The organism is Azospirillum sp. TSH64, from assembly GCF_003116035.1.
Taxonomy (GTDB): Bacteria; Pseudomonadota; Alphaproteobacteria; order Azospirillales; family Azospirillaceae; genus Azospirillum.
The window spans coordinates 3449801-3469356 of record NZ_LGQW01000015.1; the positions used below are offsets into that span (position 1 = coordinate 3449801).

At 68.8% G+C, this 19556-nt stretch carries 14 protein-coding genes; 9 read left to right on the plus strand and 5 right to left on the minus strand.

Annotated features, from left to right (window positions below):
* The first annotated feature begins 85 nt into the window (after window positions 1-85).
* The 9 genes from TSH64_RS17115 (at window position 86) to TSH64_RS17155 (ending at window position 13824) form a co-directional block, all read left to right on the plus strand.
* Window positions 86-448 (plus strand): HPF/RaiA family ribosome-associated protein, encoded by a 363-nt coding sequence (locus TSH64_RS17115; RefSeq protein ID WP_109446680.1) that lies wholly within the window; start codon window positions 86-88, stop codon window positions 446-448.
* Window positions 449-722: 274 nt separating this feature from the next.
* Window positions 723-1319, plus strand: coding sequence for a cupin domain-containing protein (locus tag TSH64_RS17120; protein WP_109446682.1), 597 nt, complete (start codon window positions 723-725; stop codon window positions 1317-1319).
* A gap of 17 nt (window positions 1320-1336) precedes the next feature.
* Window positions 1337-2329, plus strand: coding sequence for an alpha/beta hydrolase (locus tag TSH64_RS17125; RefSeq protein WP_109446684.1), 993 nt, complete (start codon window positions 1337-1339; stop codon window positions 2327-2329).
* A 187-nt stretch (window positions 2330-2516) separates the two neighbouring features.
* On the plus strand, window positions 2517-3323 hold the full coding sequence (locus tag TSH64_RS17130) for an alpha/beta hydrolase (protein ID WP_158285382.1): 807 nt from the start codon (window positions 2517-2519) through the stop codon (window positions 3321-3323).
* A 207-nt stretch (window positions 3324-3530) separates the two neighbouring features.
* A complete protein-coding gene (locus TSH64_RS17135; RefSeq protein WP_109446689.1) occupies window positions 3531-4487 on the plus strand; it encodes an AraC family transcriptional regulator in 957 nt (318 codons plus the stop codon).
* 87 nt (window positions 4488-4574) lie between these two features.
* Window positions 4575-9620 (plus strand): AAA family ATPase, encoded by a 5046-nt coding sequence (locus TSH64_RS17140; RefSeq protein ID WP_109446691.1) that lies wholly within the window; start codon window positions 4575-4577, stop codon window positions 9618-9620.
* Window positions 9617-11137 (plus strand): response regulator, encoded by a 1521-nt coding sequence (locus tag TSH64_RS17145; protein WP_109446693.1) that lies wholly within the window; start codon window positions 9617-9619, stop codon window positions 11135-11137. Before TSH64_RS17140 ends, TSH64_RS17145 begins: the two co-directional genes overlap by 4 nt.
* Window positions 11137-11778: a response regulator gene (locus TSH64_RS17150; RefSeq protein ID WP_109446695.1), complete on the plus strand. Its 642-nt coding sequence runs from the start codon at window positions 11137-11139 to the stop codon at window positions 11776-11778. Before TSH64_RS17145 ends, TSH64_RS17150 begins: the two co-directional genes overlap by 1 nt.
* A 456-nt stretch (window positions 11779-12234) precedes the next feature.
* Complete coding sequence (locus tag TSH64_RS17155; RefSeq protein ID WP_247872995.1) at window positions 12235-13824, plus strand: methyl-accepting chemotaxis protein; 1590 nt, start codon at window positions 12235-12237, stop codon at window positions 13822-13824.
* 8 nt (window positions 13825-13832) lie between these two features.
* On the opposite strand, the gene TSH64_RS17160 is transcribed toward TSH64_RS17155, so the two are convergent.
* The 5 genes from TSH64_RS17160 to TSH64_RS17180 all read right to left on the minus strand — a co-directional run bounded on the left by TSH64_RS17160 (window position 13833) and on the right by TSH64_RS17180 (window position 19479).
* Window positions 13833-14912, minus strand: coding sequence for an alpha-hydroxy acid oxidase (locus TSH64_RS17160; RefSeq protein ID WP_109446699.1), 1080 nt, complete (start codon window positions 14910-14912; stop codon window positions 13833-13835).
* Window positions 14909-15571, minus strand: coding sequence for a tetratricopeptide repeat protein (locus TSH64_RS17165; RefSeq protein ID WP_109446701.1), 663 nt, complete (start codon window positions 15569-15571; stop codon window positions 14909-14911). The genes TSH64_RS17160 and TSH64_RS17165 overlap by 4 nt, the downstream gene beginning before the upstream one ends.
* 11 nt (window positions 15572-15582) lie before the next feature.
* Window positions 15583-16269 carry a Fe2+-dependent dioxygenase gene (locus tag TSH64_RS17170; protein ID WP_109446703.1) on the minus strand — a complete coding sequence of 229 codons (687 nt, stop codon included), beginning with the start codon at window positions 16267-16269 and terminating at the stop codon, window positions 15583-15585.
* An 82-nt stretch (window positions 16270-16351) separates the two neighbouring features.
* Window positions 16352-18649 (minus strand): TonB-dependent siderophore receptor, encoded by a 2298-nt coding sequence (locus TSH64_RS17175; RefSeq protein WP_109446705.1) that lies wholly within the window; start codon window positions 18647-18649, stop codon window positions 16352-16354.
* 392 nt (window positions 18650-19041) lie between these two features.
* Window positions 19042-19479 (minus strand): EamA family transporter, encoded by a 438-nt coding sequence (locus tag TSH64_RS17180; RefSeq protein WP_109446707.1) that lies wholly within the window; start codon window positions 19477-19479, stop codon window positions 19042-19044.
* Window positions 19480-19556: the final 77 nt, after the last annotated feature.

A 19556-nucleotide genomic window follows, 5' to 3' on the forward strand; every position in this document is an offset into this window, starting at 1 on the left:
CGACCGGCCGGCTGATGGGGGCGGGCCCCGCGGGGAGGGCGGCCCATCAGCCGCGCGCCCCGCGCGTAGAACAAGGAGCATGGACATGCGTCAACCGTTGCAGATCGCCTTCCGCAACATCGACCCCTCTCCCGCCCTGGAGCATTCGATCCGCGAGCATGCCGACAAGCTCGACCGCTTTTTCGGGAACATCCTGTCCAAACGCGTCGTCTTTGAAATTCCCCACCGCCACCAGCATCAGGGCAAGCAGTACACCGTCCAAGTCGCCCTGACCGTTCCCGGAGAGGAACTGGTCGTGCGCAGCGACAAATCCGGCGGTCACGGCCACGAGAGCGCCGATGCGGCCATCCGTGACGCCTTCGACGCCGCACGCCGCACATTGGAGCGTTTCGCCGAGCGTCATCGCCACGAGATGAAGGCCCACACCTCCAACGCCGCCCTGCCGTAATCGCCCGGACAGCAGGCTGTCCGCTTCCGATCCGCCCAGCGCCCCGCCTGTCCGGCCATCCGGACGGCGGGGCGCTTTGCCTTCCGGCAGAGTCATGAACAGACGGCCGTGATTTAAACAAATTTATGATGTGCAAAATAAGGATGAGAACTATAATTCACACCACATTGTGAATTTTCCTACTTGAAAAGTAGGAAAATGTGATGTTCAATCTCCGCCATCCGTGGGGCGGCTCCCGTCGCTCCGGTCATTCGTGCCGCAGGAGAACGGAGCCATGACGATCGACACCGCTCAACACTCCGCCCCGCCGTCCCTCGATCATCTGGTCGGGGTGATCGGGGACAATCTGCGTGGCCTCCGCCGGCGGCAGGGGCTGTCGGTGGACGGGCTGGCACAGCTGTCCGGCAGCGACCCTCACATCCTGATGGCGATCGAGGAGGGGCGGCACCGCCCCGACATCGGCACCTTGTGGACGGTCGCCAAGGCACTGGACCTGTCCTTCTCCAGCCTGCTCAGCACCGGAGGCGACGCCGGCACCACGGTGATCCGGCGGGCCGAGCAGCGCAGCCTGACCTCCCGCGACGGCCTGTTCACCTCCCGCGCTCTGTTCCCGCTGAAGGGCGAGCGGCAGGTGGAGTTCTATGAACTGCGCCTGTCGCCCGGCGCCGACGAGTCCGCCGACGCCCATTCCCCCGGCACGGTTGAAAACATCCTGGTCGGCCGCGGGCAGGTCGACATCGCCACCGCCGACGGCGAGCACCGGCTGGAGGAGGGCGACTCGATCCTGTTCGAGGCAGACGTTCCCCACCGCTACCGCAACTCCGGCGATGGCGAGGCGGTGCTGTACCTCGTCATGTCCTATATCCTCTGACCTCGGGGAGAGCGGCGATGCCGGACACCATCCTGCCTTTTCAGCGACATCTGCCCGATCCGGAGGTGGTCGAACTGGGCGCGCTGGCTGCCCGCGCCGGCCTGATTTCCGCCGACCCGCTGCGCCAGCCGCTGGCCGAGGCGCGCGATGCGGCGGAGCGCTACCATGTCTTCCTCAACGGCCCGGCGCTGCCCGCCGCGCTGCCCGCCGACGTGCGGGAGGTGGTGACGGACGGCCCCGCCGGGCCTTTGCGCCTGCGCCTGATCCGGCCACCGGACGTGCCCGAGGATGGCCGGCCCCTGCCGGTGCTGATCTATTTTCACGGCGGCGGCTTCGTGGTCAATTCCATCGACACCCATGACCGGCTGCTCCGCCTGCTGGCCCGGCACAGCGGTGCGGCGGTCTGCGCCGTCGCCTACAGCCTCGCACCGGAGCGGCGCTTTCCCCATCAGCGGGGGGAGGCGCTGGCCGCCCTGCACTGGGTGGTCCGCCACGGTGCCGGCCATGGCCTCGACCCGGAACGGATCGCCACCGGCGGCGATTCCGCGGGTGCCAATCTGGCGCTCGGCCTCGCCCTCGATGCGCGGGACGAGCCGGGACCGCCGCTGTCCTTCGTCCTGCTGCTCTACGGCATGTTCGCCCATGATTTCGACACCGAATCGCACCGGCTGTTCGGCGATGGGCGTTTCGGCCTGACGACGGAACGGATGCGCTGGTACTGGCAACAGTATCTCGGCCATGGCGGGATCACCCGCGACCCCGCGGCGGCTCCGCTGCTCGCCGATCTGCGCGGGTTGCCGGCGCTGCACATTGCCGCTGCCGGGCTGGACTGCCTGCGCGACGACAGCCTGCGGTTGGCCCGGCGGCTGGAGCAGGCCCGGATCCCGCACCGGCTGGTCCTGCATAAAACCCTTCCCCACTCCTTCGCCAGCATGACCCGCCATGTCCGCAAGGCGGAGGCGGCGGTGATCCTGGCCGCCGATGCCGTCCGCCGGGCCCTGTGCCGCTGACTAACCCGCTGACCGTGCCGCTGAACGCCAGCCGTCCGTTTCCGAGCCATTGTCTGCTGCGCCCGTCCGGTTTGTCCGGGCGGGCGCAACATTTTCAGCCTGCCGGGCCGGTCGGAAGGCAATCCTGCTTGCCGACGCGCTGCACACTATGGTTGCATCGGTCGTTGCGATTGATCGGGGGCTCGACATGATCGAAAACGGTTCCTCGATTCTGGAGCGCCACAAGGTCAGCGTGGTCGGATCGGGGGCGGAGACGCTGGTCCTCATTCCCGGATTCGGCACGGAACAGTCGGCGTGGCGCCACGTCGTGGAGGCGATGCGGGACCGCTATCGCATCGTGCTGTTCGACCTGGCCGGGATCGGTCCCGGCGGCCAGATGCATTACGACCATGCCAGATACGCCACGCTGGACGCCTATGCCCGCGATGTGGTGGCCATCCTCGAAACCCTCTGGATCGGGAAGTGCATCTGCATCGGTCATTCGGTGGCGGGGATGGTGGCGGTGCTTGCCTCGATCAGGATGCCGACCCTGTTCACCAAGCTGGTCCTGCTGGGCGGATCGGCCTGCTATCGCAATGTCGGCGACTATCATGGCGGCTTCGACCCCGCCGGCATCGATGCCCTGATCGACAACGCCACGCAGGATTACATGCGGTGGACCGTCCAATTCGGCGAGCTGGTCGTCTCCCGCCCGGCGGAGGACCCGGTCGTGCGGGAATTCGCCGCCTCGCTGCGGGCGATGCGTCCGGACATGGCGCTGTCGCTGCTGCTGACCGTGCTGCGCAGCGATGTCCGCAGCCGTCTTGCCGAGGTGACGGTGCCCGCCGTCATCCTGCAAGCCCGGGAGGACGCCGCGGTGCCCCGTGAAGCGGCGGAATATCTGCGCGACCATTTGTCGGGCAGCGTTCTGGAGATCCTGGACGCAGCCGGGCATCTGCCCCACCTGTCGGCGCCCGGAATGGTGATCGCGGCGCTCGACCGCCATCTCTCCTGAATTCGCTAAATTAGTGATTGCAAAGCGGAAATCCCGCATCGAAGGCCCAGACCCTAAACCAAGGTCTAGGGTCGCTCGACCTAAACACTGCCGGGGTTAATCTGTGTCTAGTGGTGTGCGGCACATCGTCGCGTTTACTCTGTGTGGGCAAGCCGGGCGGCCCTTCCTCTCCGTGGGAAGATGCGCGCCAGCCAACGGAGACGCCCCATGGCCTCGACCCGCCAGTCCAATCTGCGGATGCGCTACGTTCCGACGCCGGATGAGCCGGAGGTGCTGATCCTCGGCTCGGGCAGCGGCATGCTGGGGGTTGCACGGATCCGCTGCATGGCTGGCGGCGTCGGCCATTTCAGCCCGGTGTCGGAGGACGCCTTTCTGGTCAGCCATCACCTGTCCAATTTCCATTCCGACGTCTGGGTCGACGGCCGGCTGGTGGAAAAGCCCGCCGACATCGCCGGGCTGACCTCGATCCACGACTACCGCCGCAGGATCGACTGCCACATGCACACGGCGTTCGACACGCTGACCTTCCATCTGCCCCGCGCGGTGCTGGAAAGCGCCTGCCCCGAGGTGCATGGCGGCCGGCTGGAGGATCTGTCGATTGCACCCAGCAGTCCGGTCGACGATCCGACCGTGCGGGCGCTGGCATCGGCCATCCTGCCGACGCTGGAATTTCCCGAGCGGATCAGCCTGCTGTATCTCGACCATGTCTGTTCGGCGCTGGCGACCCATGTCGTGACCGCCTATGGCCGGGTGAGCGCCGCCAGGACCGGGGGCATGCTGGCGCCCTGGCAGGAGAGGCGGGTGAAGGAGATGATCGCCGCCAATCTCGACGGCGAGATCCGGCTGGCCGATCTTGCCGCCGAATGCCGGCTGTCGGTCGGGCATTTCGTGCGCGCCTTCCGCCGTACCGCCAACACCACGCCCTACCAGTGGCTGCTGCACCGGCGGATCGACCATGCGAAGACGCTGATGCGCGACGGATCCCGGACCCTGGCCGATGTGGCGTTGGCCTGCGGCTTCGCCGACCAGAGCCATTTCACCCGCACCTTCAGCCGTCTGGTCGGCATTTCGCCGCGCAGCTGGCGGCGGCGCAATGCCGGTGCCGATACCGTCCTGCCGGCGGGCCGCTCGTCCCATGCGCCCGCCGAAATCCCCTGTGCCTGATCGTCCTGCCGGCACGCCGCGGCAATTTCCCCAACTGCGGCGGAATGCCGCTATCCTGCCGAGGCTGCGCTGGGGAAGGGCCGTTTCATGGAGTCGAGTCTGGACCATCTGACGGAGACGGGTTCCGGCACCCACGCGCTCGGCGGCGATGGGGAAACCCGGCTGCTGCGGGTGACGCGGCCGGGCCAGCCTTTTCCGATCCTGGCGCGCATGGCGGAACCGGGCGTGCCCGCCGATGCCGTGCTCGCCCGCCTGCGGCAGGAGCATGACCTGTCGCCGCTGCTCGACCCCGCCTGGGCGGTGAAGCCGCTCGAACTGCTGCGCCATGGCGCCGTGCCGGTGCTGACCCTGGCCGATCCGGGCGGGCAGCCGCTGCCGGCGCTGTCGCTGTCCGCGCCTGCCGTATCCGACGGGGCATTCCGTCAGCGGCTGTCCCTGGCGATCCGCATCGCCGCCGCGGTGGCGCGGCTGCACCGCCGCGGGATCCTGCATGGCGACCTGCGGCCCTTCAACCTGCTGGTCGGGGAGGATGGCGCGGTGCGGCTGACCGGCTTCGGCCGTGCCGCCGCCCTGTCGGCCCCGCAACGGCAGGAGGTGGAGCGGCCGGCGGCGCTGCTGCCCTACATGGCGCCCGAGCAGTCGGGGCGGATGAACCGCCCGGTCGACCGGCGCAGCGACCTCTATGCCCTGGGCGTCACGCTCTATGAGCTGTTCACGGGAGAGCTGCCCTTCGCCGCCCGCGATGCGATGGAATGGGTCCACAGCCATCTCGCCCGCGCGCCGATCCCGCCGGCCACCCATGTCCCGGACCTGCCGCCGGCAATGTCCGGCATCCTGCTTCGGCTGCTCGCCAAGACGGCGGAGGACCGCTACCAGACCGCCGACGGCCTTGTCCGCGACCTCACCCACGCGCTCCAGCTTTGGGATGGGCAGGGCCGCATCCCGGCCTTCCCGCCCGGCGGCCGCGACCTGCCGGAGGGGCTGGAGCCGCCATCCTCGCTCTATGGCCGGGAGGAGCCGGTGGCCATGCTCCAGGCCGCCTTCGATCGGGTCGCCGGGCGGGGCCAAATGGGCATCGTGCTGATTTCCGGCCGGTCCGGCGTGGGGAAGTCGGCGGTCGTCCATGCGCTGGAGGAACAGCTGGTGCCGCCGCGCGGCCTGTTCGCCGCCGGAAAGTTCGACCAGGGCCGCCGCGACCTCCCCTATGCCAGCCTGGCGGAGGCCTTCCGCGGACTGGTCACGCGCATCCTCGCCCTGCCGGTCCCGCACCGCGACCAGTGGAGCCGCGGTCTCGGCGACGCGGTCGGCGACGGCGGCGCGCTGATGACCGCCCTGATCCCCAACCTCGCCCTGCTGATCGGCGAACAGCCGCCGGTGCCGCCGCTGCCGCCGCAGGAGGCGCAGAACCGCTTCGACCTGCTGTTCCGCCGCGTGCTCCAGCTCTTCGCCCGCGCCGACCACCCGCTGGTGCTGTTCCTCGACGATCTGCAATGGCTGGACCGCGCGACGCTCGATCTGCTGAACCGGCTGGTCGCCGACGGCGGCATCGCTCATCTGCTGCTGATCGGCGCCTACCGCAGCGACGAGGTCGGGCCGGACCATCCGCTTGCCGCCCTGATGGAGCGGATCAGGCGTTCCGCGGCCGAGCCTGCCGAAGCGGACATCGATTGCTGCGAGATCGCGCTGGGGCCGCTGTCGTCCGACGACCTGCGGCGGATGGTTTCCGACAGCCTGGGCCGCAGGCCGGACGAGGTGGCGGCGCTGGCCGCCCTGCTGGAGGAGCGGACCGGCGGCAACGCCTTCTTCGCCGTGCAGCTTCTGACCGCGCTGGAGCGCTCCGGCCGGCTGTGGTTCGACCGCGAGGCGAAGCGCTGGGACTGGGACATGGCGGCGGTGGAGACGGCACGGTCGGGCGCCGGCATCGCCACCTTGATGACCGAGCGGCTCGGGCGCTTCCCGGCGCGGGCGCGCGACCTGCTGGCCCGGCTTGCCGCGCTGGGCGCCAGCGCTCCCCTCGCCACCCTGGCGCTTGCCGCCGGCCTGACGGAGGCGGAAACCGAGCGCGACCTGGAGCCGGTGCTGGCCGAAGGGCTGATCCTGCGCAGCGACGGCGGCTACCGCTTCCTCCACGACCGGGTGCAGGAGGGGGCCTATGCGCTGGTGCCGGCCGAGGGGCGCGGCAGGCTCCATCTCGACGTTGCCCGTGCGTTGCATCGCGGCTTCGCCGCCGATCTGTCGGGAGGGCGGCTGTTCGCGCTGGTCGGGCAGTATGACCGCTGCCTTTCCCTGATCCAGGACGGGCGCGAGCGGGAGGAGGTGGCGACGCTCCACCTCGCCGCCGGTCATCAGGCCAAGGCCGCCAGCGCCCACGGCTCCGCACTGGCCTATGCGCTGGCCGGACTCCGCCTGCTGGAGGGCGGCCAGTGGGAGCGGCGGCACCGGCTGGCCTTCGCGCTGGAACATCTCCAGGCGGAATGCGAGTTCCTCAGCGGCGACCTGCAACGGGCGGAGCTGCGGCTTCTCGGGCTGGCCGGGCGGAGCGTTTGTCCGGCCGACCGCGCCGCCATCACCGCCCTGCTGGTGACCGTCTACACCGCCATCGACCGCAGCGACCGCGCCATCGACGCCTGCCTCGCCTATCTGCGCGGCGCCGGCATCGACTGGCCGGCCCATCCGCCGGCCGCCCTGGCCCATGAGGAGTATGCGCGGCTGCGCGAGGCCATCGGCGGCCGGCCGATCAGTTCGCTGGCGGCGCTGTCGGCGGTGAACGATCCCGACAGCCGGGCGACGCTGGACGTGCTGGCGGCCGCCTTGCCGCCGGCCTTCTTCAGCGACCGCAACCTCGTCTGCCTGATCCTCTGCCGGATGGCGAACCTGACGCTCCGGCATGGGCGCAGCGACGCCTCCGCCCTGGGCTTCGCCTATCTCGGCATGATGGCCGGCCCCTATTTCGGCGATTATGACGCCGGCTATGCGTTCGGCCGGCTCGGCTACGATCTGGCGGAGCGGCACGGGCGGACGCGCTACCGGGCGCGGGTGCTGATGACCTTCGCCTATCATGTCGTGCCCTGGACCCGCGACATCCGCAGCGAGCGGCCGTTGCTCCTGCGCGCCTTCGAGGAGGCGCGGGAGGCCGGCGACGTCACCTATGGCGGCTTCACCAGCGTAACGCTGGTCACCAGCATGCTGGCGTCGGGCGATCCGCTGGCGACGGTGCAGCGCACGGCGGAGGCTCGGCTCGCCTATGTGCGGCAGGTGAAGTTCGGGCTGTGCGCCGACATCCTGACCACCCAGCTGCAACTCGTGCGTGCCTTGCGCGGGCGGACCGGCGAGCTCGGCTCCTTCGACGGGCGCGGCTTCGACAATGCCGCCTTCGAGGCGCGGCTGCTGGCCAACCCCAGCCTGGACATCGCCACCTGCTGGCACTGGATCCGCACGCTCCAGCTCCGCTGCATCGCCGGCGACATGGCGGCGGCGGTCGAGGCGGCGGAACGGGCGGAGGGGCTTTTGTGGACCACCTCGGGCCATTGGGAAATGGCGGAGTTCCATTTCCACGCCGCCCTGGCCAGGGCCGGGGCGATGGAGGGGGTGAAGCCGGAGGAGCGCGCCCGGCATGCCGTGGCGCTGTCCCGCCATCTCAACCAGCTGCGCGAATGGGCCGGCCACAGCCCCGACAGCTTCGACGCGCGCTTCGCCCTAGCGGAGGCGGAGGCGGCACGCACGCAGGGGCGGACCGAGGATGCGATGCGCGGCTACGACCGCGCCGTCCTGGCCGCCCGCCGCAACGCCCTGCCGCATGTGGAGGCGCTGGCCCATGAATGTGCCGCCGGCCTCTACCGCCGGATGGGTATTCCCACGCTGGAGCTGGCTTGCATCCGCGAGGCGGCCGACCGCTATGGCCGCTGGGGGGCGACGGCCAAGGTCCGGCAGCTCGCCCGCCGCCATCCCTCCCTGACCCTGGAGTCGGGCGAGGCGGTGATGCCGGAGGCCCCGCGCGGGTTCGATGGGGTCGATCTGGCCTCTCTCCTGGAGACGCTGCGCACCGTTTCCGATCAGGCTGGCGTGGAGCAGCTGACCACCACCCTGCTGACCCTGGTGCTGGAACATGCCGGCGCCAGCCGCGGCCTGCTGATCCTCGCCCGCGGCGAACGGCTGCGGGTGGAGGCGGAGGCGACCATCGGCCTCTATGGCGTGTCGGTCCGGCTGGTGCAGGAGGATGCCGATCGCTTCCCGCTGCCCCACACCATCATCCATGGCGCCGTCCGCGACCAGGAGGCGGTGATCGTCGACGACACCCGCGCCGCCGGCCCGCTGTCCGCCGACCCCTATTTCCAGGAGACGGAGGCGCGCTCCATCCTGTGCCTGCCGCTGGTCCGCCGCCGCCGTGTCGTCGGGCTGCTGCATCTGGAGAATGCGCTGGCGACCTACGCCTTCACCCCGCAGCGGGTCAATGTGCTGACCCTGCTCGGCGCCCAGGCGGCGGCCTCGCTGGAGACGGCGACGCTGGAGGAGAAGGACGCGCTGCTGAAGGAAATCCACCACCGGGTGAAGAACAACCTCCAGCTCGTCACCAGCCTGCTCAACCTTCAATCCCGCCGCATCGAGGACAAGGCGGTGGCAGCCTTGTTCGCCGACAGCCGCGACCGCGTGCGCTCGATGGCGATGGTGCACGAAAGCCTCTACCGCCTTGGCAATTTCGCCTGGGTGCCGATGCGCGAGCATCTGGAATCGGTCTGTGCCCATCTGCTGCGCGCCTATTCCCGAAATGCCGGGGCGGTGCGGCTGGAGACCGAACTGGACGACCTGAAGCTTGACCTCGACCGCGCGGTGCCCTGCGGGCTGATCGTCAACGAGCTGGTCTCCAACGCGCTGAAGCATGCCTTTCCGGGCGGGCAGGGCGGGGTCCTGCGGATCGCCCTGACCACCGACGGGCAGGAGTGCCGCCTGTCCGTTCGCGACGACGGCGTGGGCTTGCCCGACGGATGCGATCCCGATAGGATGGAGTCCGTAGGCTTTCAGCTTGTTTCGGACTTGACCAGTCAGTTGCACGGTGCATTGAAGTACAGGTCGGGTGCAGGTTCTGAATTCATCGTTACCTTTCCTTTGAAGGGGCGCAATCGGGGAAGTCAATGATCGCGGCACGCATTCTGATCGTCGAAGACGACCGTATCGTTGCGCGCGATATTCAGCATCAACTGTCCCGTATGGGCCATGTGGTTGTCGGCATGTCCGCCAGCGGCGAGGATGCCGTCCGGATGGCGTGCAGCCAGCAGCCCGATCTCGTCCTGATGGACATCCGCCTGGAGGGGGAGATGGATGGGATCGAGGCGGCGCGCCGGATCCGCGACGCCCACCGCATCCCCATCGTCTTCCTGACCGCCTATGCCAACGACGAGGTCGTGCATCGCGCCAGCCTGACGGAGCCCTTCGGCTATCTGCTGAAGCCCTTTGAAGAGCCGCAGATGCGCACCGTGATCCAGATGGCGCTGTACAAGCATGCCAGCGACACCCGGCTGCGCCTCAGCGAACGGCGCTATGCCGCGACGCTGGCCAGCATCCGCGACGGCGTCATTCTGTGCAACCGCGACGGCCGGGTCGATTTCATGAACCGCGCGGCGGAGACGATGACCGGCTGGACCGCCGCGGAGGCCGCCGGGCAGCCGCTGTCCGCCGTCTTCGTCGTGGTCGACGAGGAAACGCAGCAGCCGCTGGAGGATTTCTCCGCCGTCGTCCTGCGCAGCGGCGACTTCGCCCCGCCGGAGCGGCAATCCCGCCTGCTGCCGCGCGGCGGCGATGCGGATGCCTTGCCGGCCGGGATCGTCGTCGAGGAGCGCTGCTCCGCCATCATCGACGACCGTGGGGATTTCGTCGGATCGATCCTGGTGTTCCGCGATCTGACCCAGCGCCGCCGGATCGCCGAGGCCCTGCGCACGGCCCAGGCCGACCTCGCCCATATCGGCCGGCTGACCATGATGGGAGAGCTGGCCGCCGCCGTCGCGCATGAGGTGAACCAGCCGCTGATGGCGATCGTCACCAATGCCGGAACCTGCCTCCAGCACCTGTCGCAGCCTCAGCCCGACCTCGACAAGACCCGCATGATGGTTGAGCGGATCGTGCGCGACGCCCAGCGGGCCGGCGACGTGGTGCGCAGCATCCGTGCGCTGGCCCGCCGGACTCCGGTCGATCCCGGCTGGGTCGACATCGGCGCGCTGACTACCGACACGCTGGAACTGGTGCGGGCCGAGCTGCGCCGCGGCCGCATCACGGTGGAAACCGATCTCCAGGCCGGTCCGCCCTGGGTCCATGGCGACCGGGTGCAGTTGCAGCAGCTCGTCCTCAATCTGGTGATGAACGCCATCGAGGCGATGTCCGCCGAAGATCTGCCCGAACGGCGGCTGCGCATCGTCACCGGCAGCGACGACGGCTGGATCCGCGTCCGGGTCGAGGACAGCGGGCCGGGCATCGCCGACACCGACATCGACGCCATCTTCCGTGCCCTGTACACCACCAAGCCCGACGGGCTGGGCATGGGCCTGTCGATCAGCCGGTCGATCGTCGAGCTGCATGGCGGACGGCTGACCGCGGCGCCCGGCACGCCGGGCGGGAGCGTGTTCGAGTTCGTGCTGCCCGTATCGCCCGGAGGGAAGTGATGGTGAGGAAGGCGGAGGCCGTGGCGGCAGAGACCGTCGTCATCATCGACGATGACGAAGCCGTCCGCGAGGCGCTGGAGGGGTTGCTCGATTCCGTCGGCCTGCAGGTCAGGAGCTATGGCTCGGTCCAGCAATATGTCGACCAGCGGCCGGCCATCGACGTCGGCTGCATGGTGCTGGACGTGCGGCTGCCGGGGCGCAGCGGCCTGGATTTCCAGGCGGAACTCGCGCGGTCCGGCAACAGCCTGCCGGTGATCTTCATCAGCGGCCACGCCGACGTGCCGATGTCGGTGCGGGCCATGAAGGCGGGTGCCTTCGAGTTCCTGACCAAGCCCGTGCACCACCAGGAGCTTTTGGACGCCATCCATGCCGCCATCGCCGCCCATTGCGAGCGCCGCTGCCAGGAGCGCGGCCTGACCACCCAGCGCGCCCGCTTCGACACGCTGACCCCGCGCGAACGCGAGATCACGTTGATGGTGGTGTCCGGCCTGCGCAACAAGCAGATCGCCGACGATCTCGGGCTCAGCGAGGCGACGGTGAAGCTGCACCGCGGCCAGGCCATGCGCAAGATGGAGGCCCGTTCCGTCGTGGAGCTGGTCCGCATCGTCGACAGCCTGACCGCGACCGGCCGGAGCCAATAGACGGCAGCCTTCCGCCTTCGTCCGTGAGCCCTTCCGGCATGTCGGATCCTGCCATATGACCATTTCCATAGATCCGTCGCCATGGACCGTCACGGCGATTGCCCGCGACGGAATCCTCTCCGGCGACCGCCTCGGCCGGCAACGATGGCACAACCGCGGCCAATTCGGTGCACGAAGCTTTCCAAGCGATGGTTGTCCCTCGATCAATCCGTATGACTGAGACAATCACCCGAAGCGGATTCTGGAATTTATTCTAACTTTTCCTTAATTATTCTCCTGTTTTTCCCTGTCTGACATGGGTGCCGGAAAAGGCATGCGCCACAAAAGAAGAACAAGGCGCCGTTGGCGGGACTAAATCAGGGGTTGGGTATGACGATCAGGGCTTTGTCCCTTGCGGGCAAGACTGTGATGCTCTGTGGCGGCGGTCTGCTGTTGCTTGCGTTCTCTACATTCGGTGTGAATGAATTTCTGCTGACCAGCTATGCCGACCGGGTGGCGATGGAGCGGCAGGAAACCAACATGCGCGTCGCCTGGGACGTGCTGAACCGGTATGGGCAGGCTTTCGATGCGCATGACGGCACGCTGTTTGCCGGCGAGCGCGCCCTGAACGACTTCTTCGAGCCGGTGGATCGGGTGAAGCGGCTGGTCGGCGGCACCGCGACCCTGTTCATGGGCGACCGGCGCATCGCCACCAATGTGCTGAAGCCGGACGGCGGGCGCGCGGTCGGCACGACGCTGGCCAAGGGGCCGGTCTACGATGCGGTTTTGGGTCGCGGCGTGCCCTATCGCGGGCAGGCCGACATCCTGGGCACGCCCTTCTATACCGCCTACGACCCGATCAAGGCGCCGGACGGCCGCGTCGTCGGCATCCTCTATGTCGGCATTCCGAAGGCGGAGTTCTTCGCGGCGATCCGCGACACCCAGGCGATGATCGCGGTCATCAGCGCCGTCGTGACCCTGCTGGTCGCCGCCGGCTGCCTGCTGCTGGCGCGGCGCATGTTCCGGCCGCTGTCCGGCATCCGCATCGCGATGGAGGAGCTGGCGCGCGGCAACCTGTCGGTCGCCATCCCGGCGCTGGGCCGCAAGGACGAGATCGGCGGCATGGCCAGGGCGCTCGGCGTGTTCAAGGACAATGCGCTGGAGGTCGCCCAACTGCACGAGGCCCAGGCGGCGGAGCGCACGCGGTCGGTTCAGGAACGCCGCGCGGCGATGGAGCGGGTGGCGCAGTCCTTCGAGGGCTCGCTTCTGGGCGTCGTCGGCGTGCTGAGCGCCACCACGACCCAGTTGCAGGCCAATGCCCAGCGCCTGCACGACATCGCCGAGACCGGCAGCGTCCGCGCCCACACCGTCAGCACCGCGGCCGGCGAGGCCAGCGACGACGTGCGCACCGTCGCCGGCGCCGCGGAGGAGATGAGCAGCTCCATCGGCGAGGTCGGCCGGCAGGTGGAGGAGTCCGCCCGCATGGTGCGCAGCGCGGTTGAGGAGGTGAGCCGCACCAACCACACGATGGACGGGCTGGCCGCCGCCGCCGGCAAGATCGGCGAGGTGGTGACCCTGATCCAGGACATCGCCGCCCAGACCAACCTGCTGGCGCTGAACGCCACCATCGAGGCGGCGCGGGCGGGAGAGGCCGGCAAGGGCTTCGCCGTCGTCGCCGGCGAGGTCAAGACCCTCGCCAACCAGACCGCGCGCGCCACCGACGACATCGCCCGGCAGGTGGCGGAAATCCAGGCGGTGACCGGCCATGCGGTGGAGGCCATCGAAGGGATCGGCCGCACCGTGTTGTCGGTCAGCGATCTGGTCGGCCGCATCGCCGTCTCCGCCGACCACCAGAGCGCCACCACCGCCGACATCGCCCAGTCCGTCCAGCGCGCCGCCGACCGCACGACCGAGGTCACCCACAACATCGAAGAGGTCTCGCAGTCTGCGCACGAGACCGGCGTGATGGCGTCCGAAGTCCGTGCCGCCGCCGCCGACCTGGGCCGACAGGCGCTGTCCCTGCGCGATCAGGCGGAGGAGTTCCTCCGCCATGTTCGGGCGGCCTGACGCCGCCATCAGGTGCCGAAAATCACCGAGCGGTCGATGTCCGGCAGGGTCGGCCGCCCGGTGAGCGCCATCGCGACTTCCAGTTCGGTTTGCAGCAGGGTCAGCATGTGGGCGACGCCGGCCATGCCGCCGACGGCCAGCGCATGCAGCACCGGCTGTCCCACCAGCACCGCGTCGGCGCCCAGTGCCAGCGCCTTCAGGATGTCGGTGCCGCGGCGGATGCCGCCGTCCATCAGGACCGGCAGGCGGCGGGCCGCCCGCTCCGCCACCGCCGGCAGGGCGTCGATGCTGGCGGGCAGGGTATCGAGCGTCCGGCCGCCATGGTTGGAGACGATCAGGCCGCCCGCCCCGGTGGCGATGGCGGGTTCCACATCCTCGGGATTGAGGATGCCCTTCAGCAGGATGGGCAGGCCCGTTTCGCCGCACAGCCACGCGACCATGTCCCAGGTCGGAGCGGCATGCAGCATGCCCTGGAAGACCGGGCTGCCGGGGCGGGCCGGGCGGAAATCGTCCGCAGCGAGGCCGGCGAGGTTCACCGGGGCGATGGTCGGCGGCAGGCGGAAGCCGGCACGCTGCTCCATGTTGCGCATCCCGTTCACGGGCGCGTCCACCGTCAGAACCAGCGCCTTGCAGCCGGAATCCTCCGCCCGCCGCGCCAGGGTCAGCGTGTCCTCCCGCCGCGGCTGGCTGTAGAGCTGGAACCACAGGGGCACCGTCGCCCGCCGGGCGATCTCGTCCACCCGGACGCTGGCCTGGGTGCTGACGGTCATCCAGCTGCGGGTCAGGCCGGCCGCTTCCACCGTCGCCAGTTCCCCATCGGGATGGACCAGCCTGTGATGGGCCATCGGCGCCAGAATGATGGGATAGTCCATCACCTCCCCGAACAGTTCGGACCGGGCGGTGGCGCCGGACAGGTCGCGCAGGACGCGCGGCATCAGGCGCAGCCGGTCGAAGGCTTCGCGGTTGGCGCGCTGGGTGATGCCGTCGGCCCCGGCCCCGGCGATGTAGGCGCGGGTCGCCGGATCGATGCGGTCGTTGAAATGCCGCTCATAGTCGGAAAGCGACACGGTGTCGGGCGGGACGATCATCGGCAAGCCTCCTTCCGGGGGTCGGCCAGCCTCAGGGCCTCGGCGGCCAGCGCCTGGATCTGCGGATCGGGATGCGGGGCCAGGGCCGCCGCCATGCTGCGGTAGAAGTCGGGAAAGCCGCTGTCGAGCGCGAGGCGGAACCAGCGCAGCGCCTCCCCCCTCGCACCGTCCCCGATCAGCAGGCGGGCATGGTTGAAGCGGCCCCAGCAATCGCCGCCCTCCGCCGCCGCCTTGAACAGGGCGCGCGCCGCGGCCTCGTCGGCCGGCACCGCGCGCCCGCTCTCGTGGAACAGGCCCAGCATGTTCAACGCCTTGGCATTCCCCTTGGCGGCGGAGGCGGCATAGAGCGGGTAGGCGGCCTCGTCATCCCTGGCGACGCCGATCCCGCGGCAATGGAGGTCGGCCAGATTGAACATCGCCCAGCCGTCGCCGAGGTCGGCCGCCTTGCGGTAATGGGCCGCCGCCTGGACGGGATCGGCGGGAACGCCCCAGCCATGTTCATGGCAGCGGCCGAGCATATTGATGGCACGGGCGTCGCCGCCGCGGGCGGCGCTGCGGAACCAGGCGAAGGCCTGCCCGCCCTCGCCCTTGTCGAGGCAGGACTGGCCCAGCGCCAGCAGGGTGTCCGCCGGGTCGATGCCGCGGGAAGTGGAGCGCATCGGAACCGTCCTCACACCTCCGCCCAGCGGCGCAGCAGGTTGTGGTAATGGTTGACCAGCGACAGGACGGCGTGGTGGCCGTCGCCCAGTTCCTGCCGCAGCTCGATGATCGCCATGTCGAGGTCGTAGAGCATGGCGCGCAGCCCGTCGTCGCGCACCATCGACTGGGTGAAGAAGAAGGAGGCCCAGCGCGATCCGCGCGTCACCGGGCTGACCTGATGCAGGCTGCTGGACGGATAGACCACGGCGTGCCCCGCCGGCAGCTTGACCGGCCGGGTGCCGTAGGTGTCCTCGACGATCAGCTCGCCGCCCTCGTACTCCTCGGGATCGCTGAGGAAGATGGTGGTCGACACGTCGGCCCGCATGCGCATGCCGCCGGTCCCAGGGATCGTGCGGATGCTGTTGTCGACGTGATAGCCGTAGGTCATGGCCTGGTCGTAGCGGTTGAACATCGGCGGCAGCACCCGCAGCGGCAAGGCGGCGGAATTGAAGGCCGGGCTGCGGGCCAGCGCACGCAGGATGACGGTGCCAAGCTCCCGCGCGGTGTCGCTCTCCTCCGGGATTTGCAGATTGCGCTTGGCGCTTGCCGCCTGATCGCCCGCGGTGACCCGCCCGTCGACCCAGGGCGATGCCTCCAGCACCGTGCGGCACTGCGCGATCTCATCCGCGGTGAGGATGTCGGGGATCTGCAGGAGCATGGGGGTGTTCCTCGTACAGGAGAGGCCGGACCGCTCGTGACGGGGGCGGTCCGGCCGACTTTTCAGGCGATGCGATGATGGATCAGAAGGTCAGCCCGGTGGTCAGCATGACGGTGCGGCCGGAGGCCGGCACGGCGCGGCTGGCGTTGAAGGCGGAGGCGTAATTGCGGTGGTCGGTCAGGTTGTAGCCGTTCAGCGCCACCGAGACGTTGCGGAACTCGTAGGACACCAGCGCATCCGCCGAGAAGGTGTAGGGCAGGCGGCCGGTGTTGGCGCTGTCCGTCCAATATTCCGACGCCACCTGCATGCCGCCGCCGACCGTGAACTTGCCGACGCTGCCGGCATCGAACTCGTAGGTCGTCCACAGGCTGCCATTGTGCTTCGGCACGTTGGGGGCCGCATGGCCGACCAGCGCCGGATTGGTGCGCGAGTCCGTCACCTTGCCGGTCAGATAGGCGTAGTTGGTGTAGACGCTCCAGCCTTCCGTCAGCTTGCCGCTGATGCTGGCCTCGAAACCGCGGATGCGGACACCGAGCCCGGCTTCGGAAAAGCCGTCGGTGACGGTGCCGGTCGCCGGATCGACCGAGTAGGTGTTGGTCTTTTCCGCCTGGAAGATGGCGCCGCTGACGCCCAGCCGGCCGTTCAGGAAGTCGGCCTTGCCGCCGATCTCGTACAGGTCGGTCTGTTCCGGATCGAAGCTGCGGGCGCCGTTCGGCGTCTCCGCCGTGCCGTTGGTGACCGCCGCGGCGATGTCGGTGCCGATCGGCTTGTAGGAGCGCGAGTAGGAGGCATAGACCGACGACTCCTTGGTCGGCTCGTAGATCAGGCTGACCGACGGGCTCCAGGTGCGGTCGGACGCCTGCCCGCCGGCAATGGTCGGAGAGTTGGAACCGAAGCTGGTGCGGAAATAGTCCCAGCGCAGGCCGCCCTGGACCGACAGCTTGTCGAACAGCCACATGCGGTCGGTGACGAACAGGCCGGCGTTGGTCACGCTGGCCTCGCGGCCGCCGCTCTCCGGATAGAGGATGGCGGTGTTGGCGGAATAGTTGCGCGTCGGGTTGCGGACCGTCTGGTTGTTGACCCGGTTGACCCAGGTGCCGGTCTCGCGCTTGTCGCGCTGATGGCTGACATCGAGTCCGCCGTTCAGGGAGTGGCGCAGCCTGAACAGATCGCCGTCGACCTTGGCGCCGGTGACGTTCTGGACGCCGAACCCCTGCTGCTTGAAGGCCATGCCGCCGCCGGCGCCATAGCTCAGCGCCACGTCGCGGCCTGCCAGGAACTGGGTCGCCGCGGCGCCGCTGAGGGGGGACGGGGTGGTGGAGGCGATGTTGCGCTCGTAATGGCTGAAGCGGGAGTCGTTGTAGACCGACAGCGCCTTGCTCACCTCATGCGCGAAGGACGAGGTGAGGATGTGGTTCTCGGTGTCGTCGCGGTCGAGGCTGCGGACATAGGAGGTCGAGCGGCTGAGGCCGTATTCCGCCGCCGGACGGAAGATGCCGTCGCGGCCCTGCACCATCGGCTGGCCCATGTCGGGCGTCTTCTCGCCCTTCAGGAAGGCGTAGTTCAGATGCCAGGTGGTCGGCGTGCCGAGACCGAGGCCGAGGTCGGCGGCGATGCCGCGGCGGTCGGCGTCCACATCGTCGCGGCCGGGGACGTTCTGGGTGTGGTAGAGGCCGTTCACCCGCAGCGCCGCGGTGTCGCCCAGCGGCTGGTTCACGTCCACCGTGGTGCGGTAGGTCGGGCCGCTGCCCACCGACTGCTCCACCTTGGCCTTCTGCTGCAACGATGCCTTCTTGGTGCCCTGGTTGATGACGCCGCCGGAATTGCCGACGCCGAAGCCGTTGCCCGACGGCCCCTTGAAGACCTGCACCGTCTCGGTGTTGAAGACATCGTGGGTGTAGACGCCGAAATCCTTCAGGCCGTCGGTGTAGATGTCGCCGCGCGCGGTCAGGCCGCGGATGCGGAACTGGTCGCCGTTCTGGCCGCCGTTGCCCTCGCCGGTCGAAATGGTGATGCCCGGCACGTTGCGCAGCGTCTGCTCCAGCGAGGTGGCGCGCTGCTGCTCGATGATCTCCTGCGGCACGACGTTGACGACGCGGGGGGTATCCTTGACCGTGTCGGGCAGGCGGGACACGCCGGTCGGGGCGGCGTTGACGTTGCCGGTCTGCGGTGCTGCGGCATCGACCTTGATCGAATCGAGCTGCAAGGCGTCACCGGAGGACCGCTGCGGCGTCGGACCGGTCCCCGGAGTTCCCGATCCCGTGCCGGTGGCCTGCGCATCGGCCGTCGCCGGCAGGGCGAAGCTCATGGCCAGGCTGGCGGTGGCGGCGGCACCTGCCAGAAGGGGTCTCAGTCCGTGGGGGGACGTGGTCTGTCGCATCAAGCTCTCCCGAAATGCGCCAAGGTGGATTGGACGATCGCTGGAGCGCCTTCTACCAATGGGATAGGCCTTCCTTGCAACAGCTGAGATTGAGAGGCATTCTGAGTTGGAAGGCCGAGAAACAGCCACCACGGGCGGCGCAAACGGCTTTCACGTCGAATGCGCGTGGTTGGCGGTCCGGCCTCCGGTTTCGGCCGGTTGCGTTGTGAGATAAAATTTTTCTTGATTTATCAAATGGATGACGGTCAGACGAAGGGCCGGCCGACAACGACGGAAAGGATCATTTCGGCGCTGAATTCAATGATGTTGCCGAAAAGCCACTATGATAATAAGAATGATTTTCATTCGCGCAGGATTTGGTGGGCCTGCCCGTTCGGGCACGGAATCCGGCGTCACTTGAAGGCCAGCAGAATCACCCCGGCGGCGATCAGCACGACGCCCAGCCAGTTCGGTGCCGACAGCTTTTCACCCAGGAACAGCACGCCGAAGACCGCCACCAGCACGACGCTGAGCTTGTCGACCGGCGCCACCTGCGAGGCGGGCCCCAGCTTCAGCGCGCGGAAATAGCACAGCCAGGAGGCCCCGGTGGCAAGACCGGACAGGACGAGGAACAGCCACGTCCGGCCCGACACCGCCGACGGCGACAGCGACTGCCCCGACGAGACGACGATCCCGACCAGCATCGCGAAGATGACGGCGGTGCGGATCAGCGTCGCCATGTCGGACCCGACGCCCTCGACGCCGACCTTGGCGAAGATGGCGGTCAACGCCGCGAAGCAGGCCGACAGCAGCGCCCACAGCATCCAGGATGGAAACAGGTCGCCTGTCATTCCCTTGCTCTCCTTCGGATCACGTCCAGCCCGTCAGCCGACCCCCTCGATCAGCCATCTCTGCACGCATTTCAAGG